The organism is Evansella halocellulosilytica (genome assembly GCF_002335745.1).
GTDB classification, from domain to species: domain Bacteria; phylum Bacillota; class Bacilli; order Bacillales; family Salisediminibacteriaceae; genus Bacillus_CA; species Bacillus_CA halocellulosilytica.
Map to the genome: position 1 here is coordinate 2157436 of NZ_NIST01000001.1, position 26089 is coordinate 2183524.

The 26089-nt window shown below is 39.2% G+C and carries 17 protein-coding genes and 1 riboswitch; of the genes, 16 read left to right on the forward strand and 1 reads right to left on the reverse strand.

From position 1 onward, the window contains the following. Positions 1-51 precede the first annotated feature (51 nt). From pdxR to CD001_RS10315, 5 genes are all read left to right on the forward strand, one after another. The gene (pdxR, locus tag CD001_RS10295; protein ID WP_096187542.1) at positions 52-1455 is read left to right on the forward strand and encodes a MocR-like pyridoxine biosynthesis transcription factor PdxR; all 1404 of its coding nucleotides are present in this window, start codon (positions 52-54) and stop codon (positions 1453-1455) included. 207 nt (positions 1456-1662) lie between these two features. After that, the gene (locus CD001_RS10300) at positions 1663-2451 is read left to right on the forward strand and encodes a nucleotidyltransferase domain-containing protein (RefSeq protein ID WP_096187544.1); all 789 of its coding nucleotides are present in this window, start codon (positions 1663-1665) and stop codon (positions 2449-2451) included. A gap of 302 nt (positions 2452-2753) precedes the next feature. Further along, a complete protein-coding gene (gene pepF, locus CD001_RS10305) occupies positions 2754-4562 on the forward strand; it encodes an oligoendopeptidase F (protein ID WP_096187546.1) in 1809 nt (602 codons plus the stop codon). Between the two features lie 150 nt (positions 4563-4712). Then, positions 4713-5747, forward strand: a complete 1035-nt coding sequence (locus CD001_RS10310; RefSeq protein ID WP_096187548.1) for an alpha/beta fold hydrolase — start codon at positions 4713-4715, stop codon at positions 5745-5747. Between the two features lie 71 nt (positions 5748-5818). After that, complete coding sequence (locus CD001_RS10315) at positions 5819-6409, forward strand: TetR/AcrR family transcriptional regulator (protein WP_096187550.1); 591 nt, start codon at positions 5819-5821, stop codon at positions 6407-6409. A gap of 93 nt (positions 6410-6502) precedes the next feature. Here CD001_RS10315 and CD001_RS10320 read toward each other — a convergent pair whose 3' ends face one another. After that, entirely contained in the window at positions 6503-7264 is a 762-nt protein-coding gene (locus CD001_RS10320) for a Nif3-like dinuclear metal center hexameric protein (RefSeq protein WP_096187552.1), read from the reverse strand. A gap of 142 nt (positions 7265-7406) precedes the next feature. Between CD001_RS10320 and CD001_RS10325 the strand changes: the two genes are divergently transcribed. The 11 genes from CD001_RS10325 to CD001_RS10380 all read left to right on the forward strand — a co-directional run bounded on the left by CD001_RS10325 (position 7407) and on the right by CD001_RS10380 (position 26084). Beyond that, the gene (locus CD001_RS10325; protein WP_096190553.1) at positions 7407-8351 is read left to right on the forward strand and encodes a D-2-hydroxyacid dehydrogenase; all 945 of its coding nucleotides are present in this window, start codon (positions 7407-7409) and stop codon (positions 8349-8351) included. 515 nt (positions 8352-8866) lie between these two features. After that, positions 8867-12136 carry an Ig-like domain-containing protein gene (locus tag CD001_RS10330; RefSeq protein WP_096187554.1) on the forward strand — a complete coding sequence of 1090 codons (3270 nt, stop codon included), beginning with the start codon at positions 8867-8869 and terminating at the stop codon, positions 12134-12136. Between the two features lie 613 nt (positions 12137-12749). Then, on the forward strand, positions 12750-14300 hold the full coding sequence (locus CD001_RS10340; protein WP_096187558.1) for a response regulator transcription factor: 1551 nt from the start codon (positions 12750-12752) through the stop codon (positions 14298-14300). 20 nt (positions 14301-14320) lie between these two features. Then, positions 14321-16090: a sensor histidine kinase gene (locus tag CD001_RS10345; protein WP_096190554.1), complete on the forward strand. Its 1770-nt coding sequence runs from the start codon at positions 14321-14323 to the stop codon at positions 16088-16090. Between the two features lie 173 nt (positions 16091-16263). After that, positions 16264-17604: an ABC transporter substrate-binding protein gene (locus CD001_RS10350; RefSeq protein ID WP_096187560.1), complete on the forward strand. Its 1341-nt coding sequence runs from the start codon at positions 16264-16266 to the stop codon at positions 17602-17604. A gap of 501 nt (positions 17605-18105) precedes the next feature. Beyond that, positions 18106-18981, forward strand: a complete 876-nt coding sequence (locus CD001_RS10355; protein WP_096190555.1) for a carbohydrate ABC transporter permease — start codon at positions 18106-18108, stop codon at positions 18979-18981. Next, complete coding sequence (locus tag CD001_RS10360) at positions 18974-19798, forward strand: carbohydrate ABC transporter permease (RefSeq protein ID WP_096187562.1); 825 nt, start codon at positions 18974-18976, stop codon at positions 19796-19798. Before CD001_RS10355 ends, CD001_RS10360 begins: the two co-directional genes overlap by 8 nt. Positions 19799-19831: 33 nt before the next feature. Continuing rightward, positions 19832-22879, forward strand: coding sequence for a glycoside hydrolase family 2 TIM barrel-domain containing protein (locus CD001_RS10365; protein WP_096187564.1), 3048 nt, complete (start codon positions 19832-19834; stop codon positions 22877-22879). Positions 22880-23121: 242 nt separating this feature from the next. After that, positions 23122-23225: riboswitch (TPP riboswitch) on the forward strand. 125 nt (positions 23226-23350) lie between these two features. Continuing rightward, positions 23351-24625 carry an acetylornithine deacetylase gene (locus tag CD001_RS10370; protein WP_096187566.1) on the forward strand — a complete coding sequence of 425 codons (1275 nt, stop codon included), beginning with the start codon at positions 23351-23353 and terminating at the stop codon, positions 24623-24625. 15 nt (positions 24626-24640) lie between these two features. Beyond that, positions 24641-25315 carry a thiaminase II gene (tenA, locus tag CD001_RS10375; RefSeq protein WP_096187567.1) on the forward strand — a complete coding sequence of 225 codons (675 nt, stop codon included), beginning with the start codon at positions 24641-24643 and terminating at the stop codon, positions 25313-25315. Beyond that, positions 25308-26084, forward strand: a complete 777-nt coding sequence (locus tag CD001_RS10380) for an ABC transporter ATP-binding protein (protein WP_096187569.1) — start codon at positions 25308-25310, stop codon at positions 26082-26084. Before tenA ends, CD001_RS10380 begins: the two co-directional genes overlap by 8 nt. Positions 26085-26089: the final 5 nt, after the last annotated feature.

Genomic DNA, 26089 nt, shown 5'->3' on the forward strand with positions numbered 1-26089 from the left:
TCCAAACAATGTAGAGTTTTATAGTACCAATTCAGGTGGGAGGGTCTCGTTTTGCTTATCGTTAATCGAAAGAACGGTACTTCACTAACACAACAAGTATATGAACAAATTCGTAGTCGAATATTGGAACAGGAATTTAAAGAAGGTGAGAAAATATTCTCTTCTAGAGAGCTGGCAGCGACACTTGGGGTTTCAAGAAATGTCGTTTTAGAAGCGTATGAACAATTAATTGCAGAAGGCTATTTGGAAGTCAGGCCAAGATCAGGAACGTTTGTAGCAGAAGGGATTAACTTTCAGAGAAATGTAGAGGAGTCTTCATCAATCGCCAACTCAATAGATAAGAAAGAAGAAAAGGATATCATTGATTTCCGAGCAGCAAATCCTGCGATGGATCAATTCCCGCGAAAAATTTGGGGCAGATTAACGAAAGAAATATGTAATGATACTCCAAATGAGGCATTTGCTTATAGTGGAGCTGAAGGAGTGAGGGAATTAAGGGACGTGCTCGCAAATTATTTACGTAATGTTCGGGGAGTACGGTGTCATCCAGATCAGATTGTCATTACTTCTGGTGCGACACAAGCACTCTATTTAATCACAAGACTATTAGGGAACCGTAATGACAATTTTATTGCCGTTGAAGATCCGGTGACAGACGAAATGCGCGAAATTTTTTCATTAGCAAATGTTGAAGTTCAACCAGTAGACGTCGATGAAAAAGGAATCCTGCCAGCTAAACTTCCAAATAAAAAGAAGCCCAGCTTTCTTTTTGTCATCCCGTCCCATCAGTTTCCTCTAGGAGGGACACTGTCGATTCAACGAAGAGTCCAGCTCATTGAGTATTCGCGTAAAATGGATACGTATATTGTCGAGGATGATTATGATAGTGAGTTTACATATGAGGGGATCCCGGTTCATTCGATTCAAGGATTAAATCCAGAAAAAGTATTATATGTCGGGACGTTTAGTAAAATCTTGTCTCCTGCTCTTCGAATCGGTTATGTCGTATTACCTTCATCATTTGTGAAACCATATCGCGAATTAAAGTGGTATACTGATCGACATACTTCTTCATTAGAACAACTCGTTCTCGCTAGGTTTATCGAGGAAGGTTATTTAGGGCGGCACGTCCGTAAAATGAAAAAAACATATAAGGAACGTCGCCAAACGTTAGTCAATAATTTAAAAGAGCATTTCCCTCAGGCTGCCATTTTAGGGCAAGCAGCTGGTATGCATTTAGTCGTTGAGTTTCCAAACATCACATTTACACAACAGTTCATCTCTTTATTAATGGAATCAGGCGTCCGGGTTTATCCTGTCGAGAGTTATGCACTGAAAAAAGGAAACCATAAACATCAAATTGTCATGGGCTATGGTGGTTTAACTGAGGAAGATATTATAAAAGGTGTAAAGAGGTTAAAGAAAGGGATAAGTGCATATCACCTAAAAAAATGATCGAGGGCGTTTAAAAATGAATCTGAAACGCTCATTGTCTCGCCGCCAGTACGTAACGCCAAATAAGCGTTTCAGAAACGCATGTTGAAGCCCCTTTCTTAGCAGCTTCTTTATGCATTTTTATGTTACATGATGAAACGCGTTTCAGAGCAAGGGGAAAATTTGTAATGTCTAAAACTAAGTTGAATTTGAAAGGAGAGGGATTATATGGAGAAGCTTTCACAAGTTGATAAAGATGGATTTATTGCAACAGAAGTTTCATTTGAACATATTGACCCACAGTTTGAAAACATGATTAAGGTGACGACTGAGAAAATCCAATCTGCATTAGATTCGAAGCTTCATAGTTTATATTTGTATGGCAGTGTTGCTACAGGCAGAGCGAAGACAGGACAATCCGATCTCGATGTTTTACTTGTACTGCAAGAAGAGCCAACAGAACCGACAAATAAGCAGATACGAGACATTAAAACTGAATTAAGCGATGCTTTTGTGAAACAAGTAAGAGAAGTCGGGATTGCCCGCACATATTTAGCAGAAATAGAGGAAGGGTCAGAATCATTAGGGCTTCACGTTTTTTTGAAGCATTTATGTTTATGTTTATCGGGAAAGGACTTACGTAAAGATATCGGAAAATTCAAACCGACAAAACGAGTAGCTACAGCACTAAATGGAGATGCACCAGAAGTGCTAGAGCGGTTATGGCGAAAATATGAAGATGCCAAGTCACAAAACGAAAAATCTCGTATTCGTGCATCAATTGCTCGTAAAATCTTACGAACAGGTCTCTGTTTTGCGATGGCACAAAAAGAAGTTTGGGCAACTGAGAGAAACGCAATGGCTCAGTTATTCCTTTCCTGTTACCCAGAACATCGTCAGCATATTGATATAGCTTTGCAAGCGACAGATGAATTTCTGCCAGTTACGACAGACCAGCTTCAATCGATAAAGGAGTTCAGTCAGTGGGTTGCTCATGAAGCTAAACGAGTATTTTAATATTTTCTGAAAAGAAGTCTCCGTCTTCCGGCAACCTGTAATGATGATAAGTGGTAGGTCGTTCACCTTATGAAATTGTGCTTTGCAGGAATGATAACCGACTTTATCTTTGTTAGGACCATATGAGTTAGCCTGAACAGACAATTCGCACATTCACTCGTGTCATTGTATATGTACGGAAGATTGAAAATTCTATCAATTCCATTTCATTCTACTTTCATTTCCTTTATAATGATAGTTAATCACTTCGTAACACGAAATAAATTTTGCAAACTATTATTTTTCAAAAAAGGAGAGGTTTTATGGCAACAGCATTTAAAAAGACGGTAAAGCGCTCGGAGGTTCCTGTTGAACAAACGTGGAACTTAAACGATTTATTTGCGAATGACGAGGCATGGGAGAAAGAACTAGCACATATTGAAAAAGATATAAAGACGGTCACAAAGTTCAAAGGTCGTCTCAATGAAAGTGCAAAAGCCTTGTTAGATTGTTTGCTAGCTAGAGATGCTTTGCACGAAAGAGTTGTTCGCGTGATGACATTTGCACATTTGCGTCAATCTGGAGATGGAACAGACCCTGTCAATCAAGCGAACTCTGCACGTGTCGGCTCACTCGTATCAACAGTAAGTGCAAATATGTCATTTATCCGTTCAGAAATTCTTGATCTCGATGATAAAACGGTTGAACGATACATACAAGAAGAGCCGGGACTTGAGGAATATCGAAAAGTTTTAACCGACTTGTTAGAAATGAAGCCACATAAGCTGTCTTCTGATGCTGAGGAAGTCTTAGCTGCATTTGGCGAAGTTCTGAATGCCCCTTATATGATTTATGAGCGAAGCAAAACATCAGATATGCAGTTTTCTTCGTTTACTACGGATGATGGAGAAGAATATCCATTAACGTTTAACTCATTCCCTAAATATGAAGGTTCAGCAGATACGGAACTACGTCGAAAAGCTTACAGCTCGTTTATTGATACGTTGAAGCAATACAAAAATACGTACGCCGCTACGTATGCGACAGAAGTGAAAAAGCAAGTCGTCGAAGCGAGATTGCGAAATTATGACTCGGTAACGGATATGCTTTTACACGATCAGCAAGTGACAAAGGAAATGTATCATAATCAACTCGATACGATTCAAACAGAGCTGGCACCTCATATGCGGCGGCTTGCGAAACTAAAACAACGTGTGCTCGGTTTAGACAAGATGTATTTTTCGGATTTAAAAGCTCCGCTAGACCCTGAATTCAATCCGCAAACAACATATGAGGAAGCATCGAAGCTTGTTCTTGAATCGCTAGAAGTCATGGGTCCTGAATATATTGAAATCATCGAGGAAGGCTTACACAATCGCTGGGTTGATCGTGCTGATAATGTCGGAAAACGGTCTGGAGCCTTTTGCTCAAGTCCATACGGTGTTCATCCATACATTTTAATGACGTGGAATGATTCGATGAGAGATACGTTTACGCTTGCTCATGAGTTCGGACATGCCGGACATTTCCGGTTAGCCAGCCGTTATCAAAATATCTCAAATACACGTCCATCCAGATACTTTATCGAAGCTCCATCAACGATGAACGAAATGTTGTTAAGTCAGCACATCTTAGCGAAATCTAATGACGAACGAATGCGGCGCTGGGTCATTCTTCAATCATTAGGGACGTATTACCACAATTTTGTCACACATGTCCTTGAAGGTGAACTGCAGCGAAGAGTGTACAATTTAGCTCATGAAGGAACGCCAATTACTGCACAAATTCTCTCTGAACAAAAAACGGAATTGTTGGCTATCTTCTGGGGAGACGATGTCGAGATGGATGAAGGAGCTGGTCTAACTTGGATGCGCCAGCCTCACTATTACATGGGGCTTTATCCATACACTTATTCAGCAGGACTTACCGCATCAACAGCTGCCGGTCAAATGATAAAAGAAGAAGGCCAGCTGGCTGTCGATCGCTGGTTATCTGCGTTAAAAGCGGGTGGAACGTTAAAACCGCTTGAATTAATGAAATTAGCAGGTGTCGACATGTCCACACCAGAACCGATTCAAAAAGCCGTTGCATACGTCGGAAGCCTCGTCGATGAACTTGAGAAAAGCTTCTAATTCTTTTCGACATTAATCGGGAAGTGCCTGTCACTTCCCGATTCCCTTATGATTCGGGGATTTTTTGTTGACATTATAGGTAAATTAACTTACCCTGTTAATTGAGTGAGTAACTCACTCAATTAAAAAGAACATTTGGGAGAGGATAGAATGGGGAAAAAGAATATGTTGCCTGAGATCATTTTTAGAAGGCGTAACCGGAAAAGAAATGCAAAGTTACTATATACTGAATCAGCAAATCGAATAACGGAAGGTAAATATATTCATATTGGTGGTATTGAGCAGTGGATCACCATTCGTGGTGAAGATCTAAATAATCCTGTTTTGTTGTTTATTCATGGTGGTCCAGCTTCTGTTTATTCAATATTTAATCCTTTGTTACGATCTTGGGAAAAAGATTTTACAATTGTTCAATGGGATCAGCGTGGTGCAGGAAAAACGTTTCGGAAGAATGGGAAGGATGGAAGCAGGAAAATTACATTCGAGCGTTTAGCTCAAGACGGCATTGAACTGACACAATACTTAAGTAAAACACTTAAGAAAGATAAAATTGTTCTAATCGGAAGTTCAGTAGGAAGTTTAATTGCCACGATGATGATAAAAACACGACCGGACCTTTATTATGCTTATGTAGGAACGGATCAAAATGCACCGGATCCAGAAAATATTTATTATCAATTGATGGTTGAAGCTTTTCAATCTACAGGCAATCAGAAGGGGTTGAAGTTTCTAGAGAAAATAGGAAAAGACCATTTAACTTGGAGTCGTAAAGACTACGATAAAATGAATCAATATCTTGTCAAATCAATCGAAGGTGTTCCAAATATGATCATGGATTTGTATTTTCCATCTATGCTTTCTTCGCCTGATCATAAACTGCGTGATATTTTTGATATATTTAATGGAATGAGTTTTTCACTCGATCATTTATATGATGAGTTCATAAATTTTGATATAAAGAAATTTGGGGTATCGTTTGAGATCCCATATTTTATTTTTCAAGGAGAGTCAGATATTTTAACTCCAACTACTTTAGCTGAAGATTATTTTAAAGAGATCGAAGCACCGTATAAAGACTTCGTCCTGATTAAAGAGGCAGGTCATCTTGCGTGTTTTGCCCGTCCTGATCAGTTTATGGAAGAATTGAAAACTAGGGTTATTCCTTTTATCAAAACGAGTAGCTAAAAACATTTGTGAACCAATCATGGTACAATGGTATCAATATAATATTAACAATTAGCGGAGGTTGAAAGATATTGACTCCATTAAAAGATGACCAGCTTGACCGAATTCGAGATGAGCGAAGAGAACAAATTAAGCAGGTTGCGCTTACATTTTTCGCCCGCTATGGGTATAAAGAAACGAAAACAAGTCAAATTGCGTCTGAGGCACGCATTAGTGAAGGATTAATTTATCGTTATTTCAAAACAAAAAAAGAACTTTTTTCTACAATTGTCCATGATCTATTGGGGGAAGCGAAAAAGGAACTTGAGAGTGTTCCCCACATCCAAGGAACACCATTAGAGCAAATGAAAGTCTTAACAGAAAACATGCTTGATGAAAAAAATAAGTTTGGGTTTATGCTAATTCATCGAGTGAAAAAATCGGAGGATATCCCCGATAATATGTTTGGTGATGATGAGTTAACTTCTGAAGAGACTTTAATTAATGTACTCATCCCTACTTTTGAAAAGGGGCAAGAATCAGGAGAATTTACGAGTGGTGATCCAAAAAAGATACTCTCATGGTACTTTTCAATTATTGACAGTCTCATAATGTGTGAAATAGGAAATGAAGAATACGGAATGCCTGATGTAGAGATGTTAATCCGGATGATAAAAAAATAGTTGCATCTTTATTATTGGGGGTAACTCAATTTACAAGACTGATTTGATAAAGAGCTTGGGAATTTCCAAGCTCTTTGAAGATTATAATGGTACTTATTTTTGGTTTAACTCAAAATGGTCTTCTTTTAATTGAATGGTTTTAACTTGTTGATTTAAGTCAACTAGTTTTTTTGCCAAGCTTTCGACACCGAAAATTTCCGTGAACGTATGACTGCCAGCTATTAAGTTGATTCCTACATATTGCGCGTACTGAATTGAATATAAAGTCGCTTCACCTGTAATATACGTATCGCAACCTTTTTCTAGAGCATATTTTATATTGTTTGTAGAATGGCCAGCACCAGTCAATAAACCAATTCTCTTAACGTCTTTTTTATTGTTTCTCCATACTCTGACTCGTTCATTTAACTTTTTGTTCATTTTTTCAACAAGAGTATAAAAATCAAGCGTTTCGTTATATTCACCAATCCCCGGAAATTCACCATTTTTGAACGTTGAATATTGTACAGTCCGATCAATACCTAAAACATTCATTAATGACGTACACGTCCCGAATGGAATATAATCTAATGGTCCGTGGATCCAAAAGTGACTAATGTTGTATTCTTTTAATTTTTTCATACATTCTTCTTTTAAGCCATAAATAAAATCCCAAGCATCATGATGGGTAATCATTAAATCAGCCTTACCTTCCGCTGCTCTTTCAATTGTTTCGAGTGATAAGTTAGTAGAATAGCCAATTGTTGAAATCGAGTTGTTTGATTTGTTTGTAAAACCGTAATCGTCATCAAAATCTTCCAATAGTTCATTGTGGAATAGCTTATTAATAGAAGCTTCAAATTGTCTTATGTCCAATCGATTTCTTCCCCTCTCATACGTACAAAGCATTTTGAATAATTTTACCATAATCCTCCATTTCCATAACGAGTAATCTAAAGAATTCGTTTTGAAAAATCAAAGATGAATAAGTAATATGAAGGGTGGAGGTGATGAAATCGTGAAGATCAATCATATTTTGTTCGTAAGTCCGATGTATCGAGATATTAAATCAATTTTGGAAAACAAAGGCTTCGACGATCGAAAAGAAGTCAGGTATCGCTCCGAACAAGGTGTCACTACAGAGGATTATCGTTGGGCGGATTCACTCGTCACATTTAACCGCCCGGAAAACTTTCAATTCGAGAATATAAAATGGGTGCATTCTCTCGGAGCAGGGATCGATAAAATCTTAAAACGTGAGAAATGGAAAGACGATGTCGTGTTAACGAGAACGATTTGTTCTTTCGGGCAAAAAATTAGTGAATATTGCTTGAGCTATATTTTAAGAGACGTACAAAACCATAATATGTATGAGTCGTTCCAATCTAAAAAAGAGTGGAAGCCGATTGCACCGACACCATTACGGAAAAAACAAGTCGTTATTTTCGGTACGGGAGTCATTGGTCAAGAAGTCGCAAAAGTTCTCACATCGTTTGGGGTGACTGTATTTGGGGTGTCGTTAAGTGGGAAAGCGAAAGAACCATTTACGGGCATTTTTTCTTCAGAGGATAGCAACTACGATCACTATTTGGCTCGAGCTGATTATGTCATTAATACGATGCCGCTAACTGAAAAAACGAGAAGCATGTTTAATACGAACTTCTTTCACAAATGTTCCCAAACATGTTTCATAAATATTGGGCGTGGTGAGTCGGTTCATTATGAATCATTACTTAAGGCGTTGAATTCAGGACAGATCCGAAAGGCAGTATTAGACGTATTTGAAGAAGAGCCGCTTCCAACAGACGACTTGTTGTGGAATCATCCGAACGTCATTATTACACCACACATATCTGCTGTTACGACACCAGAAGAAGGAGTAGAATGCTTCATCGATACGTTACATAAAATCGAAAACGAAGCCCCCCTCCCAAATAAAGTCGACCTCACCAAAGGGTTCTAAGTGCTTTTCTAAGTGCCAGGCACTTCCCGAAGTTTGTCGAAAAATCCTTCTGACCATTGTTAGAGGGATTTTCTTTTGGTTCTTCCATTGATCAATTAAAATAAAAAAATTCACAATATCAATAAATAGTACAATGAAAAATTTGTAAATCGTACTTCTACATTAAAAATGTACAAGAAATTCTATATATTCTCCTAACACGCTATTGATGACGGGTGGTATGATAATGGACGTACTCACATAGAAAGCGCTTACATTAAAGGGTGTTTTTTCAGTCTTATTTTACTTTTTGAACTTCCTCTAAGGTCTTTCATACAATCATTGTTAATGGTCATTACATGTTTTCAAAGTATCAATATTTTCATATCGCTACAAAATCTGTTCATTAGCAACGTTTCACCTAGTATTCGTTCAAGGAGGTGATAAGTTCTGTGCAATAAAGACTGAAAATTAAGAAAATATCTACTGCTACGTTTCGATGATCGTCAAAAGCTTGATAAGGGGAGGAATTGGACATGCCATCTTTTTTTAAAACGACTTGGAAAAAATATTTCGTCTATTGTTTATTGGTCGTACTATTAATCGAAACAGTCTCTCCTGCAACAGCGTCAAATCAAGATGAAGGAGCAGGTGAGGATGAAGTAGAAACTGAGTTGATTAAGCTCGATCCTAGCTATCAACACGATCCTTTTGACGGTTGGGGGACAGCACTCGTTTGGTTTGCTAACGTTATTGGCGGATGGCCTGATGAAATAAAGGAAGAGCTGGCTGATGCTCTTTATGGTGAAGAAGGGCTGAATTTCAATATCGGCAGGTATAATATCGGTGGCGGAGATTCACCAGAGACAGAACCGTATATGCGAAAAGGTGGTGCGGTACCTGGATATTGGGATCGGCCAGATGAATTTGGTCCGCCTGAAGATGCAGGGGATGATTGGGAAGAAGAAGAAAATTGGTGGGACCCTGAAGATCCAGATCATTGGAATTGGGAAGCTGATGAAAACCAGCAATGGTGGATTGAGGCAGCCAAAGAAAGAGGAGCCGACATTTTTGAAGCATTTTCAAATTCTCCTCCTTACTTTATGACGCAAAGCGGTCTCGTATCAGGAAACTTTAATTCCTGGGATGATAATATTAAGCACGATCAATTTGAAAACTTTGCAACATATTTAACTAAAGTCGTTGATCATTTACAGGATCATTTAGAAGTCGAATTTCAAACGTTATCCCCAGTAAATGAGCCGAACAATGGATATTGGGGAGCTTACGGTAGACAAGAAGGAGCTAACTGGTCACCGGAATCACAAGCGACAATCATAAATGAAGTAAAGGGACAGCTTGATGTAAAAGGATTAGACACGGTTGTCTCTGCAATGGATGAAACGAACCCAAGCAGGTTTAGGCATAACTGGGAAAGATATGATCAAGAAACGAAGGATAACATTGGTCAATTAAATGTTCATACGTACTGGCCAGAACAACGTGGAAGCATTAGAGATATTGCAAAGGGCGAGCAAACGCGGTTATGGATGTCGGAAGTAGATCTTGGTCCTAGCGGGATTCCTCAAAACCATGAGGATATCCGTCCAGCTCTCGCTTTATCAGAACGGATTCAAACTGACATTCAAGAACTAGAGCCGAAAGCATGGGTATTATGGCAAGCGATTGAAGACGAAGTTAATATGAATGAAGATCATGAAAACATGAACTGGGGTCTGATTCACGTTGATTTTGACCCTGAAGATTTTGACACACTACAATATCACAAAAATAAGAAATATTATGCGATGGGGAACTATAGTAAATTCATTCGCCCAGGGTATCAATTCATTAATACGAATAATAGAGAGACGCTAGCTGCAATCGAAGGGGAGAGTGATTCATTAGTTATTGTTTATACGAATCACTCTGCAGATGAAAAGACTGTTCAGATTGATTTATCAGGTTTTGATTCTATTGATACTAATGCAGTGGCGACTCCACATGTAACGTCTGCAACGGACAACCTTGTTGAAAAAGAGAGTATGTCAATATCAGATGATCAACTATCAGCTGTCGTACAGCCAGAGTCTGTCACAACCTTTGAAATAAGTGGTGTTTCAGGGGTTAATCCGGAAGGTTCATTTTTAAGTGAAGAACAAAAATATAAGTTTATTAATAAAAATAGTGGAAAAGCGATGGATATTGGATCAGATGGTGAATCAATCGTTCAACGAACAAGCGCCAATGAAAACGACAGTCAACAATGGAGCATTGAGAAGATAACAGATGGTTATAGCCACACAGAGTATTATCGAATCATCCATAATGAGACCGGTAAAGCACTTGGCGTAGACGGGTGGGATGCCGTTCTTCAAGATGAAGTTGAACATGACGATGGCCAAAAATGGTTATTGTCGACATCAGGAAATGGAAAATATACGTTACTAAATTCACAAGAAAGAGTGTTGTTGGAAGTAGGCGGTGCCTCAGAAAGTGATGATGCGTCAATAGGTTTATGGAATCCGAATTCAGGAAACAACCAAGTTTGGCAAGTCGTACATGCAGGCATTGTTGATGTTGAATCAACAAATATCGTCACATTCCCTGGTCGAGAACCAGAGCTGCCAAGTGAAGTAATGGTTACTTATGGTGATGGTGAGAGGATGAGTAAGGACGTTGAATGGGATGCCATTGATCCAAGTTTATATGAAGAAGAGAACACGTTTGATGTTAACGGAACTATAGAAGGTACAGACACGAAAGCAGTTGCGAACATTACAGTGAGTGAGGTTTCGAACATCGATCCTATAAAAATTAAGACGATTGCAGGACAAGAACCAGAGTTGCCAGAGCTTGTACAAGCTGATTTAGCTATTGGGTCAAAGGGAACAATTCCTGTCGAATGGGATGAAATTGATCCAGAAAACTATGCTGAATTGGGGAAATTTACTGTAGAAGGGACGATTGATGGCAGTGATGTGACAGCGACCGCTCATGTACAAGTAGAAGAGCCAGGTCTGGAAAATGTCGCATTAAACCAGCGAGGGTCTGACCAAGAGTATCCGAAGGCAGAAGCGTCCTTTACAGGCCAGTATGACAATGTGAATCACGTTAATGATGGTGATTTTTCCAATGATAGGTGGACAAATTGGGATCCAAATAATTGGCGAGAAGTTGACTGGGTATCAATCGATTTTGGTCAAGATGAAACCATTTCACAAATTGATTTTACATTTTATGATGATGAAAGTGGGACAAGACCTCCAGCTTCATTGTATCTTGAGTATTGGGATGGAAACGAATGGATGGAGATTCCTGGATCAGCGTTAGAAATTCCGGAAGATGAGAGGACAACAGAAGCTTCGATTCATTTTGATCCGTTGGATACCTCAAAAGTTCGATCAGTGATGACTGCGATGGAAGGACCTTGTATCGCAATAGTTGAAATGGAAGTGTATGGAATAAGCAGTTCAGTTCCAGCTATCGGAACCGATGCTACTCTTGAAAGCATTACAGTAGACGGGAACGAATATGCAGGTTTTGATCCAGAGCATTTTGATTATACAGTAGAGTTGTTAGCAGGGACATTTGACATTCCTGAAATTGAAGTTGAAACGAATCATATATTTGCAAGTTACGATATTGAACTTCCAGAAACGATTCTTGATGAAGTCGTCATTACTGTAACTGCAGAAGATGAGGTCACGACAAATATTTATCATTTAGAATTTGAATGGATACCGAGAAGGGATTGGAACAACAGGCCGTTTCCACACCCAGTACACCCGAAGGCTAAACAATAGCTTTTACTGTTAAAAAATATGAGGATGTCAGAAGCCATGAATGATTATTAAAATCCATGGCTTTTGATTTTTTTTATTCTAGCTCTCGATAGATGGCTGTTTTGGATAGCAATAGGAGGTCTGGTGTCCGCGTAGCAGTCAAAGAAGTCAAAGCTGCATCTGTCAAAGGTTGTCCAAATGCTTACGGAATCCAAGAGTTTGATGTTTAGCGGACATCAGATCCGTTATGTAGTGGAAAAGAGGCGATATGAAGATGTTCGAGGACATCAGATCCGTTAATGCTAGCAAATCATCAAAAAAGCTGAGCAAAATTCTTTAATAGTGGAACAGATGGCCGCGAAAATACGAAAATGGTTGTTTTGGAGAGCAATAAGGGATCCAGTGTCCGCGTAGCAGTCAAAGCAGTCAAAGCAGCCAAAGCAGACATACGGGTATCCAGGTGGATCCAGTCAAAAGCTGTAAAAGTGCTTACGGAATCCAATGGTTTGTCCGACAAAACTATTATTGAGGAAAAGGGGATTTCTAAATAGTGAAAATATTCAAAATTGTTAACGGGAGGTATATAATGAGAGTAATAGAATTGAAAGAGCTGTTATAAAAAAGGGGGATTACCTTGGCCGTTAAAGAAGCATGCAGAGTCGTAATTGTGGATGATGAGACTTTAATTAGACAAGGAATTAAACATTATTTCAATTGGGAAAAAGAAGGCTTTAAGATTGTCGGTGAAGCTTCGAACGGGCAAGAGGCTTTAGATGTCATCGCGTCTGTTGATCCTCATATTTTGATTACGGATATCGTCATGCCAATCATGGACGGGGAAGAATTAACGAAAATCGTAAAGGAAAAACACCCTGACATAGAAATCATCATTTTAAGTAGTTTTGGCGAATTTGATTACGTACGCTCGACATTTCAAAGTGGAGCTGCTGACTACATTTTAAAACCTAAGCTTGAAGCTGAAGGATTGTTAAAAACCTTACAAACAGCTGCAAGGAACATTTCGTCGTTAAACTATACAGAAGATCAGGTAAACGTTCAGCTTTCGATCGATCAAATAATCGATAAGATGATTTCAGGTTATGATGTGGATGATTATACAGACACAATTGTTCAAGCTTTTCCGAACAGTCATTATCAATTGTTAGGGGTTGATTTGAAGGAGCATCAACCGAAACGACAAGTTGAATTATCAACTTATATGAAAGAAAAAATTGAGTTTTTAGCTAAAGATCGTTTGGGAGAAGTATTGTTTCACAGTTATAAGCCAGATGAGACGACCCTTCTTATCATCATGAATGTGAGGGAGAAAGATGCGGCTCAGTTGGTGGACATAATCCATGATTTAGCTGATTTAGAATCACATTTCAGCTTTGTTTTAAGCGAAATGTTCCATTCTTTTTCGCAAGTGGGCGAAGTTTACAATAGAAGTCTCCTAAACTTAATTCAATGTCGCTTCTACTTGCCAGACAAAAAGGTCATTTTCTATGACGAACTAACGAGTAGTTCAAAGGAAATGGTTCACTTTAATTTAGAGTGGTTTACTGAAGAGTTTAAACGGTCACAGTTTGAATCAGCATTCCGTTATTTGAATAGCCATATTAAGGAACTAACGAAGTGTTATACGTTAGATGTCCATGAGTATAAATCGTTTGTAAATAATGTCATTTTTACGATTACCGTGCTTCTGAGGAATATGGGGTATAACGTTCAGGAGTTAGAAAAGAACAAGTATTCGATTATTCACGCCATTGATGAAGCCCCTCTAGCACGGGAGGTAATGGAACATTTAAATCAGTTTATTAAAGAAGCAAAAAAATGTATCGACAAAAACCAACCTCATTCAGGGAACCCGAATATGAATAAGATTTTGGAGTATATATCGAATCATTATATGGAGCCTTTGAGTTTATCTGAGGTAGCAAAGCATTTTCATTTTAACCCTTCCTATTTTTCTAGTTATTTTACAGCGCACAATCATGAAAGTTTCATTGAATATTTGAATAACATTCGAATTAAAGAAGCTGCAAAGCTATTACGAACAAGCTCTTCACCTATCTCTGAAATTAGCGGTATCGTTGGATATTCCGATCACAGCTATTTTTGTAAAGTGTTTAAAAAAATAACCGGTTTATCTCCAAGCAAATATAGAAGAAAAACAATATGAATAAAAGGAAGGAATGAATGATGACATTTTTGCGTAACAGATTGAAGCATAATGGTATGTTTATAAAACTATTCCTCCTTACTTTTATCATTATAATTGCTGTGTCAGTGACAATCACAATTACGACGCTCCGAATGTCGGAGCGCCTTTTCATTGATACATTTAGTATTACGAATGCAAAGGTGCTCAATCAAATAAATGGAAACTTTGAATCGTTTAATTACTCTGTTGTTCATGCATCAAATAGTCTGCAGCAAAATACGACAATTAGAACGATTCTTACGAGTGAGCATACAAACGCTGAATTAATGAATGCGTTTTACCATATGCATAATCACATTGAGCATATAAAGTCTAATTTAGATACATATGAAGCTGGAATGATGATTACAGGCATGAGGGGAATGAATTTTTCTACTGACAGGTCTTATTGGCGCATGTCTGATGAAGAATGGCAGCAGCATGAAATTACGAGAAAGACATTAAATGAGCCACGTAGACTCATTTATCAATATTACGAGCCAGATCGTGAAGAAAGGCCTGGAGAAGAGCCAATGATTGTTGCTTCTAAAGCCCTTTTGGAAAGAATCTCTGGTCAAATTTATGGAACCGTTTCCTTTGCGATGAAAGAAGATGATTTTAGACAGTTTTATAACAGTTTTACAAGTCCCGGAAATGATGTGTTTTTAATGGACAAGTCTGGTGTGATCGTGTCAAGTAATCAGTCAGATATGGTTGGGCAAATAACCGAAGATCTATTAACATATGCAGAAGAAATCGAAAGCCTGTCTCAAGATTACGTAAATAGAGAATTTAGGGGGAAGGATCACATTATTTTGACTGAGTATCTCCCTTTTTTTGACATGTATTTAGTCAATACAATTGATAGAGAAGTTGTCACAGAAGGCGCGATTGATAAAAAAGAAATTGCGCTCGTTTGCATTGAAATCGTTCTGATAGCGTTAATTATCGTGTTTATTTTTTCGAGGAGATTGACGAGTTCTTTATCAAAATTAGTGAGACAAATTGGGAACACGCCGAAGCATGACTTTGATCGCTATGTTTCTGTTACAGGTACTTATGAGACGAGACAAATTGGTCATGCGTTTAATTCGATGCTTGATGAACTTCATGAATATGTAGAAAAGCTAATGTTAACACAAAAACAAAAGAGAAATGCGGAGCTAGCAACACTCCAGCAGCAAATAAATCCACATTTCTTATACAATACGTTAACGTCTATAAAGTTTATGGTCCAGCAAGGCGGGAAAGAAGATGCTGCGAACACGATCAATTCTCTCATTTCGTTATTACAAAATACGGTCGGTAATGTGAGTGAAGCCGTGACGATCGAGCAGGAAATTGAGACCTTAAAAAACTATGTTTTTATTAATCAAAAAAGGTACGGCAACCGGATTAAAGTGAATTACTTTATCGCACCTGATTGTAAAAATTACAACGTTCCTAAGTTAATTCTTCAACCGTTTGTAGAAAATGCATTTTTCCACGCATTTAATCAAATAGCTGGAGGGTCGATCAATGTGATGATCTGGCATGATAATGGTACGGTGATTTGTGAAGTGATGGATAATGGAGACGGTATGGATGTTACCCCGAAAGGTCATTTCCCTGAAAAAAAGCAGAAAAAACAGCAGTTTTCAGGAATCGGTATTCGCAATGTTCATGAGCGTATTCAGTTATTGTATGGAGAAGCGTATGGAGTCGAAATCACAAGTAAGATAAATGAAGGAACAAAAGTGCGAATCTCACTCCCCGCAATTAAAAACTAAATATATTTATAAAATCTAAAGATCGTCTAAATTGAAATTAGTAAAGAAACTGAATATACAAAAATATCACAAAATGAAGAAAATATAATTCTAACGTGCCCCATTATACAAGTGATAACATGATGGTGTGATAGAAAGCGCTTACAAATAATCGGATCTGGGGGGAAGCAAGGATGAAAAATATTTTAATGGCATTATTATTAATCAGCGTCATGTTATTAGCAGCATGTTCTGGAGGGGATGATTCTGATTCAGCTTCCGGAGAATCTTCCGAAGATGACAATGGGAGCGAAGGTGTTAATGAGTCTTCTGACGGGAATGGAGCCGATGAGATTACGATTTGGGCATGGGATCCTAACTTTAATATTGCGGCGATGGAATTAGCAAAAGAGGCGTATACATCAGTCAATCCAGATCTTGAGATTCATATTAACGAGTTTGCTCAAGACGACATCATCCAAAAATTAAATACAGGGTTGAGTGCCGGGACTGAAAGTGGTTTGCCAAATATCGTCTTAATTGAAGATTACCGTGCACAAAGTTTCCTTCAAGCGTATCCAGGATCATTTTATGAATTGACGGGCTCGTTTAATGAAGAAGACTTTGCTCCATATAAGATCCCGCCTACTAGTTTAGACGATGAGAATTATGGATTACCTTTTGATACAGGTGTAACTGGTATGTATGTAAGAACCGACTATTTAGAAGAAGCCGGATACAGTGTAGAGGACTTACAAAATATTGATTGGAACGAATACATCGATATTGGTAAACAAGTAAAAGAAGCGACTGGAAAACAGCTTCTCACGTTAGATCCAAATGATCTTGGTCAAATTCGTATGATGATCCAGACGAATGGTGACTGGTATGTAGAAGAGGATGGTACAACGCCTAGTATCGCGAATAATGAGGCACTTAAAGTTGCTTTTGAAGTATATAAAGAGCTTCTTGAAGAAGATTTAGCTAAACCTGTTTCTGACTGGAGTCAATTTTTAGCAGGGTTTAACAGCGGGGATGTAGCATCAGTACCGACAGGGAACTGGATTACACCATCAGTTAAAGCTGAAGAATCTCAAAGCGGAAATTGGGCAGTTGTACCATTACCAAGCCTGCCTGGGGTTGAAACTTCAGTCAATGCGTCCAATTTAGGTGGAAGCTCTTGGTACGTTCTGAACATTGATGGAAAAGAAGAAGCAGTTGATTTCTTAGCTGAGACATTTGGATCGAACGTTGAATTGTACCAAAATTTTATTACAGAAATCGGAGCAATGGGTACGTATCTTCCGGCAACAGATGGAGATGCATACCAAGTTGAAGATGATTTCTTTGGCGGGCAATCGATATTAGCTAATTTCTCAGAGTGGTCTGAGCAAATTCCTCAAGTAAACTATGGGCTGCACACGTATGCAATTGAGGATATTCTTGTTGAAGCAATGCAAAATTATTTGAACGGAATGGAGCTTGATCAAGTACTGGAAGATGCTCAGCAGCAAGCTGAAGCACAAGTGAATTAGAACGTATGAATCAATCTACTAGTTATAAAAGAGGGAGCCTCGTTAACTTACTGTATATGCTCGGTTCCACAAATGTGGAGGGCGATACGAGTCAGTTGTTCCGAAGCTCTTTTCTTTTATAGGAAGATATGTGAAAGCATAATGTTGATATTGTGTCTCGCTATCGGCGAACGCTTGTACCTCTAGGCACAAGTGCAACAACCGCTCTTACTTCACTTCGTTTGTAATCATGGTGTTTTCTTTGCCCCGGACAGGGCCTCAAGCTCCTAAAACTTACAAAGATCGTTTTGGGTGATTTTCAGCTCAGGCTGTTCCCGTGGGTGTAGTCGCCTTCGCTCGACACATCAATAAGCTCTTCCATTAACTCATTTTATATCAACACTGAACTTTTACATCGCCTATAAGAAAAGTAAGGAGTGACTTCAGGTGGAAACAGCTAATCATAACGAGCAGACAGCAACGGTAAAGGTAGGGAAACCCTTTAAACCGAAAAAGCCAAAGATGAGTCATCGCATGAAAAGCCGGATGATCGGCTGGTCTTTCGTGCTGCTTTCAGTTTTTCTCATCTCATTATTTTATTTTTATCCGATGGTACATGCTCTTATTTTGTCTTTTCAGTCTGGTGCTGGAACGAACCTTCAGTTTGTCGGGTTCGATAATTATATTCGTTTATTTAAAGACCCTACTTTTTTAACCGCTGTAAGAAATACAGTCGTTTATTTGATCGTACAAGTACCGGTTATGATCATTTTAGCGTTGTTTTTATCGGTCCTATTAAACAGCAAAAAATTGAAACTAAAAGGGTGGTTTCGAACCGCTATTTTCTTACCATGTGTCACATCTCTAGTCGCATATGCGGTCATCTTTAAATATTTATTTGCTAACGATGGATTCGTAAACTTAATGTTAATGAATTTATCGATTATTTCTAGCCCGATACAGTGGTTGACCGATCCTTTTTGGGCAAAAGTAACGATTATAATTGCGATTACGTGGCGCTGGACAGGGTACAATATGATTTTTTATTTATCAGCCCTGCAAAATGTCGACAACTCAATTTATGAAGCAGCAAAAATTGATGGTGCTTCATCATTTCAGCAGTTTTTTAAAATAACGATTCCGATGTTAAAACCGATTATATTATTTACAACGATCACGTCAACGATTGGTACGCTGCAATTGTTTGATGAAGTTATGAATATAACTGGCGGGGGACCAGGCAATGCGACTTTGACGATATCTCAATATATTTATAACCTTTCGTTCCAATATACTCCTGACTTTGGTTATGCTGCAACGGTTTCTTACGCCATTGTCGTGTTGATCGTGTTCTTTTCAATTCTTCAGTTTAGAGTAGCAGGTGATAAAAATGGCTAAGTTGAAACAAGTTTTCATGTACCTCACCCTAACAATTGTCTCAATCATATCGCTTTTTCCGTTTTTTTGGATGGTGATCAGTGCTACGAACAGATCAGTCGATGTAACGCAAGGACGATTACTGCCAGGTACACACTTAATGGAGAACTTTCAAAACTTACTTGAAAATGTTGAACTCGTTCCTGCGCTCATGAATTCAGCTAAAATCTCGATATCAACAACGGTTCTATCTCTGTTTATTGCTTCATTAGCAGGATATGGTTTTGAAATCTATCGAAGTCGAGCAAAAGATATCGTGTTTAATATTTTACTATTATCGATGATGATTCCATTTGCGGCATTAATGGTTCCGTTATTCCGGATGTTTGCGAATATTTCACAAGTCATCCCCGCGATTGGAATTGATACGATTCCAGCAGTTATTTTGCCGACATTAACAACAGCTTTTCTCATTTTTTTCTTTAGACAAAGTACGAAGATGTTTCCTAAGGAATTGATTGAAGCTGGCAGGATTGACGGATTAACCGAGATTGGTGTGTTCTTTCGTATCTACGTTCCGACGATGAAAACGACGTACGCTGCAGCCGCAATTATTACGTTTATGCTTAGCTGGAACAACTATTTGTGGCCTCTGGTTGTCCTCCAGTCACCTGAAAATCAGACGATTCCGTTACTTATTTCAAATTTAGGCTCTAGTTATTCACCTGATTTTGGTGTCATTATGACAGCGATTGTCATTGCGACACTGCCAACTGCGTTAATCTTTTTCCTCATGCAAAAGCACTTTGTTGCTGGAATGATGGGATCTATTAAATAAATAGAAATTTGTTTTGAAAGGAAGCGGGAAATGATGACTATTCCAAAACAAAGCTGGTTGTCTGATCCAAATGTGTTTGCAGTGAATCGTCTTCCAGCTCATTCAGATCACGTCTATTATGAATCAGTACAAGAAGCTGAAGAGAAGCGTGTTATGCCAATGAGGCACGATTTAAACGGAAAGTGGAAGTTTCATTATGCTGTGAATCCGCAGTATCGTCCTAAAGAGTTTTATAAGCTTGATGAAACGTGTGCAAATTGGCAGGACATATCTGTCCCTAGCCATATTCAATTACAAGGTTTTGGAACACCTCAATATGTGAATACGATGTATCCATGGGACGGTCATCATCACCTTCGTCCTCCAGAAGTTCCAATGGATGACAATCCTGTAGGAAGCTATGTAAAGTATTTTCACTTGCCCAAACAGATGAAAGGCAACCGAGTGTACATTTCATTTCAAGGAGTCGAGTCGGCTTTTTACATTTGGCTGAATGGACATTTTATCGGTTATAGTGAGGACAGCTTTACACCTGCAGAATTTGACTTGTCGGATCATGTAATAGATGGTGAAAATAAGGTAGCTGTTGAAGTTTATCAAAGAAGCACAGGCAGCTGGTTAGAGGATCAAGATTTTTGGAGGTTTTCTGGGATATTCCGAGATGTCTACCTTTATACAATACCAGAGATTCATCTATTTGATGTAAATGTTCGTGCTGAGCTGGATGCGACATACCAAAAAGGAACCGTTACAGGACAGTTTACGTCTGTGGAAGATATTCCAAGCGGGTCTGAGCTTGTTGGAAAACTATATGATGAAGAGGGACGCCTTGTTGTTACTAGAAAAGGGACGGTAAGTGATGGTAAGTGGAAGTTGACATTACTAGTAGATGCTCCGCAATTATGGAGTGCAGAAAGACCTTATTTATATGAACTGTTCATCCATATTTTTAATGAGTCTGGAAAGTTAGTTGAAGTCATTCCACAAAAGATAGGGTTTCGCAAATTTGAGCTCATCGATAAAGTAATGTGTCTCAATGGAAAACGGATCGTATTTAAAGGGGTAAACCGTCATGAATTTAATTGCCGAAAAGGGCGGGCTATAACAAAAGAAGATATGCTTTCAGATATCAAAACGTTAAAACGTCATAACATAAATGCGGTTCGCACGTCTCATTATCCGAATCAAAGTTATTGGTATGAGCTTTGTGATGAATATGGGATCTACGTCATGGATGAGATGAACCTAGAAACACATGGATCTTGGCAAAAAATGGGTGAAGTTGAACCTTCTTGGAACATACCGGGAAATAAGCCAGAATGGCAAAATATTGTCATTGATCGTGCGAAGTCGATGTATGAGCGAGATAAAAATCATCCTTCAATTTTAATCTGGTCCTGTGGGAACGAATCGTATGCGGGTGAAGTCATTCTCAATGTGAGTAAATATTTTAAAGAGGTTGACCGAAGTCGTCTTGTCCATTATGAAGGAGTATTTCATGCTCGTGATTATGATGAGACGAGTGATATGGAAAGTCGAATGTATGCGAAGCCTGATGATATCGTACAATATTTAGAAAGCAATCCGACTAAACCGTATATAAGTTGTGAGTACATGCATGCGATGGGAAATTCAGTAGGTGGAATGGATAAGTATACAGACTTAGAGGCGAAATACTCAATGTATCAAGGTGGATTTATTTGGGATTTCATCGATCAAGCGATATTGAAAAAAGATCGTTATGGCGAAGAGTATTTTGCTTACGGTGGGGATTACGGAGATCGTCCGACTGATTACTCCTTTTGTACGAATGGGATCGTTTATGCGAATCGAGAGTTATCACCTAAAATGCAGGAAGTGAAGTCGGTATACGAAAATGTGAAGTTGGATGTAGATAAAGAAGGTGTCACAATCAAGAACGACAATCTTTTTATAAGTACGGAGTACTATGAAGTTGAGTATACTTTGTATGCTGAAGGAAAAGAGATCGACCGAAATACGATCAATGAGGTCTTGATCCAACCTGGAGGTCATAAGAGGCTTCAGTTTGATTTTTCAAAAATCAATACGAGTGGGCCGAGCGAGTACTGCATTGATGTCGCTGTCAAATTAAAGGAAAGTACTTTGTGGGCAGAAGCGGGTTTTGAAGTCGCCTTCGGTCAGCATGTTTTCCAGAACGGGGAACGTACGCAGAAACAGTCGGAAGTGTTCACTGAGCAAAAGAGAGAAATGAAAGTTGTATACGGTGATGTGAACATTGGTGTTCACGGAAAGGGTTTCTCAGTTTTGTTTTCAAAGCAAGTTGGCAGCCTTATCTCACTTCATTATGCAGGGAACGAAATGATTTCTGACCCTCCAGTACCGATGTTTTGGAGAGCGACAACTGAAAATGATAAAGGATATGCACAAGACTATCATTCTGGCGTTTGGTATGCAGCAAGCATTGCTCGAAAATGCGTTGCTGTAGATGTTGAAGAAAAAACGGATTGTATAAGTGTGATCTTTACTTATCGCTTCTCCATTCATGAAGAAGTAAAGGTACAGACTAAGTATGATGTTTTCCCGAATGGGAGTCTACGTATTAAAATGGATTATGCTGGAGCTGAAGGGCTTCCACAAATGCCTGCGTTTGCGCTGTCGTTTAAGGTTCCTGCAGATTATGACCAGCTGCAATGGTATGCGCTTGGACCTGATGAGAATTATCGTGATCGGTGTCACGGAGCGCGTCTTGGAATATTTGAAAACACGGCAGCAGTGAATGTATCGAAGTACGTCGTACCGCAGGAGACGGGAAATCGAACCGGACTACGCTGGGTAAATGTAAGGAATCATGAAGGGGAAGGGATAAAAGTGTCTTCATTGGAGGAACAGCTTGACTGTACAGTGACGCCTTATACAGCGTTCGAACTAGAAAGTGCCAAACATCATTTTGAGCTGCCAAACGTTCATTACACGGTCATTACGGTTGGAAAACAAATGGGAGTTGGCGGTGATGATAGTTGGGGAGCACCTGTCCATGAAGAATATTTATTAAATGGAAGTGGTGGTTTACAATTCGAATTTATGATAGAGCGTATATAACAACGTAACAGCGGACGTGATGACGGTTATAAAGGTTATAGATCATTCATAGTCTAGAAAAGAGGATGTTGATTATATTATTTCGACATTATTCGGGAAGTGCCTGGCACTTGCCGAATGATACAAATAATGATAGATTTATCTTTAATGAAAACAGAATAGTGTATGTTCAAAAGGAGAACAAAAAGGCGCAGAGAATCGAAAGCTATTTTTTCCCGGAATTTTTGAACATCCTCTAAATAGAAACACTCTAGGGGTGCTTGTAAAAGCTGAGAGAGACGATATGTCTTAACCCTTTTAACCTGATCTAGGTCGTACTAGCGTAGGGAAGAAGTGTAACATGTGAAAAGGCTGACGTATATTTATTTACAAAAATGCGTGTCATTTTTTCGGTGTTATTTAACCACTTCTACCTAGTAGGAGTGGTTTTATTGTTTTCTATACATTTACGGAAGAGAGGGGGAATTGGTTATGGAAGAAAAGTTAACAGCTGCATTACGACAAGTAGATGAACGAAAAGATGAGCTAATCGAGTTGTTGAAAACACTCATTTCATTTGAGACTCCGGCTCCGCCTGCTCGAAATACGAAGGAAGCACAGCGATATGTAGCTCAATTGTTAGAAAAACGAGGATTTTCGATTGATATGTGGGATGTTTATCCAAATGACCCAAACGTCGTAGCTCAATTAAAAGGTCACTCGTCAGAACAGTTTCACAGTTTAATCATCAATGGCCATATTGATGTAGCTGAAGTGAATGAAGGTGAACAGTGGGAGAAAGACCCTTTTACACCAGTCGTTCGAGATGGATATGTGATTGGCCGCGGGGCAGCGGATATGAAAGGCGGTATCGCTGGAGCGTTGTTTGCGATTCAGCTGCTTAGAGAGTATGACATTGAGCTTCCGGGAGACCTCACGCTTCAATCCGTTATCGGTGAAGAAGTCGGTGAAGCAGGAACACTGCAATGCTGTGAGCGAGGATATAATGCGGATTTTGCGGTCGTCGTCGACACTAGTGATTTACATATACAAGGACAAGGTGGTGTCATAACAGGCTGGATTACGATTAAAAGTGACGTAACGTTTCACGATGCACAAAGAAGCAAGATGATCCACGCAGGTGGGCAGATCTTTGGGGCAAGTGCAATCGAAAAAATGACGAAGGTGATTGGAGGGTTACAGGAGCTTGAACGTCATTGGGCGGTAACGAAAAGCTATCCAGGATTCCCACCAGGGACGAATACGATTAATCCGGCTGTTATTGAAGGCGGACGTCATGCCGCGTTTATCGCAGATGAGTGTAAGCTTTGGATTACCGTTCATTATTATCCAAATGAATCGTATGAGCAAGTTGCCACAGAAATTGAAGAGCACATTTTACAAGTTGCGAAAGCTGATCCTTGGTTGAAGGAGCACCCGCCAACGTTCATGTGGGGCGGAAAGTCGATGATTGAAGATCGCGGCGAAATTTTCCCATCACTTGAAGTTGATCAAAATTATGAAGCGGTGCAATTGCTCGCTTCGGCACACGAAACTGTTGCGGGAAAAAGAGCTGTTATTGATGTCTCCCCTACTGTCACAGACGGCGGCTGGTTAGCTGATGCAGGGATACCGACGGTCATATACGGTCCTGGCGATTTAAATAATGCCCATGCTGTCAATGAACAAGTAGCGATTGATCAATTAGTTGAGTATACGAAAGTATTGTTAACGTTTATCTATGATTGGTGTCATCAGAAAAAATGAAGGAGTGAAGCTTAAATGAAATTTAGTGAGCGTTTATATGAAAATTTGCAGCCAATTTGGCGGAAAAACCATGCACATCCGTTCGTTCAAGGTATTGGAGACGGAACACTTGATAAAGAGAAGTTTCGTTTTTTTATGATTCAAGATTATCTTTATTTAATTGATTATGCGAAATTATTTGCATTAGGGTCGATGAAAGCGAATGATGTTGAAACGATGGGTAAATTTGCGAGACTACTAGATTCAACATTGAATGAGGAAATGTCGCTTCATCGTGAGTATGCGAAAAAGTTTAATATAAGTCTAGAAGAGCTTGAATCAGCGAAGCCTGCGCCAACGACGCTTGCTTACACACACTATATGCTCCATGTTGGTCAAAATGGCGGTTTAGCGGAGCTTGTTGCTGCACTGCTTCCTTGCATGTGGAGCTATTGGGAAATTGGCAAAGAGCTGAACGAAAAGCCTGGAGCGAGTGAACATGAATTTTACGGAGAGTGGATTCAAATGTACAGTTCAAAAGAGTTTGGTGAACTAGCGATGTGGTGTATTGAGCTTCTTGATGAATTAACACAAGATAAGCCGGAAGCAGAGCTCGCTAAACTCGAGGAGATTTTCTTAAACACGACGAGATTTGAATATATGTTCTGGGATATGTCCTACAATCAGGAGATGTGGCCGACTGATGGATGAGCTCGCGTTACAATTCGATGCCGTCAGCTTTCATTATCGGGGACAAAAAGGTGAGACAACAGAGGCGATTATTGATTCACTAACGTTCAATGTCCAAAGTGGGGAATTTGTCAGTATCGTTGGCCCAAGCGGGTCAGGAAAAAGTACGTTGTTTAAACTGATCACTGGCTTGGAACAGCCATCTGCAGGGGACATTTCTCTCAATGGTGAGGTGTTAACAGACCGTCTCGGACATGTTGGTTATATGCCACAGCAAGATTTGCTCATGCCTTGGCGAACGATTATAGATAATGCAGCTTTAGCTTTGGAGTTAAAAGGAATGAATAAGCGAGCGGCTCATGATAAGGTCATTAAGCTGTTAGGTGAATTTGGCTTGTCAGGGACCGAAAACAAATATCCTGACGATTTATCAGGTGGAATGAAACAAAGGGTTTCGTTTCTCAGGACGGTTTTAAGTGGTTCGAACCTGTTGTTGTTAGATGAACCTTTTAGTGCATTAGATGCGATTACTCGAATATCGATGCAGGAATGGCTCATTGAGCAATGGCAAAAGTGGAGAAAAACTGTTTTATTCATTACTCATGATGTTGATGAAGCGTTATTTTTATCAGATCGGGTGTTCATTCTTAAAGAAAATCCGGTGCAACAGCTGCAAGAGGTTACTGTTCCGACAAAGCGACCTAGGTCCCTTCAAGATATGAGAGCGCCAGTTGTCGTTGAATTAAAACATTCATTGTTAGATCAATTGAGGCCGAGGTTGAAAGTATGAGGATC

Excerpts from the sequence above, each read along its gene's own strand:
- CD001_RS10300 (WP_096187544.1), top strand. The coding sequence starts at position 1,663 with ATGGAGAAGCTTTCACAAGTTGATAAAGATGGATTTATTGCAACAGAA.
- pepF (WP_096187546.1), top strand. The coding sequence starts at position 2,754 with ATGGCAACAGCATTTAAAAAGACGGTAAAGCGCTCGGAGGTTCCTGTT.
- CD001_RS10310 (WP_096187548.1), top strand. The coding sequence starts at position 4,713 with ATGGGGAAAAAGAATATGTTGCCTGAGATCATTTTTAGAAGGCGTAAC.
- CD001_RS10330 (WP_096187554.1), top strand. The coding sequence starts at position 8,867 with ATGCCATCTTTTTTTAAAACGACTTGGAAAAAATATTTCGTCTATTGT.
- CD001_RS10345 (WP_096190554.1), top strand. The coding sequence starts at position 14,321 with ATGACATTTTTGCGTAACAGATTGAAGCATAATGGTATGTTTATAAAA.
- CD001_RS10350 (WP_096187560.1), top strand. The coding sequence starts at position 16,264 with ATGAAAAATATTTTAATGGCATTATTATTAATCAGCGTCATGTTATTA.
- CD001_RS10355 (WP_096190555.1), top strand. The coding sequence starts at position 18,106 with ATGAGTCATCGCATGAAAAGCCGGATGATCGGCTGGTCTTTCGTGCTG.
- CD001_RS10360 (WP_096187562.1), top strand. The coding sequence starts at position 18,974 with ATGGCTAAGTTGAAACAAGTTTTCATGTACCTCACCCTAACAATTGTC.
- CD001_RS10365 (WP_096187564.1), top strand. The coding sequence starts at position 19,832 with ATGACTATTCCAAAACAAAGCTGGTTGTCTGATCCAAATGTGTTTGCA.
- CD001_RS10370 (WP_096187566.1), top strand. The coding sequence starts at position 23,351 with ATGGAAGAAAAGTTAACAGCTGCATTACGACAAGTAGATGAACGAAAA.
- tenA (WP_096187567.1), top strand. The coding sequence starts at position 24,641 with ATGAAATTTAGTGAGCGTTTATATGAAAATTTGCAGCCAATTTGGCGG.
- CD001_RS10380 (WP_096187569.1), top strand. The coding sequence starts at position 25,308 with ATGGATGAGCTCGCGTTACAATTCGATGCCGTCAGCTTTCATTATCGG.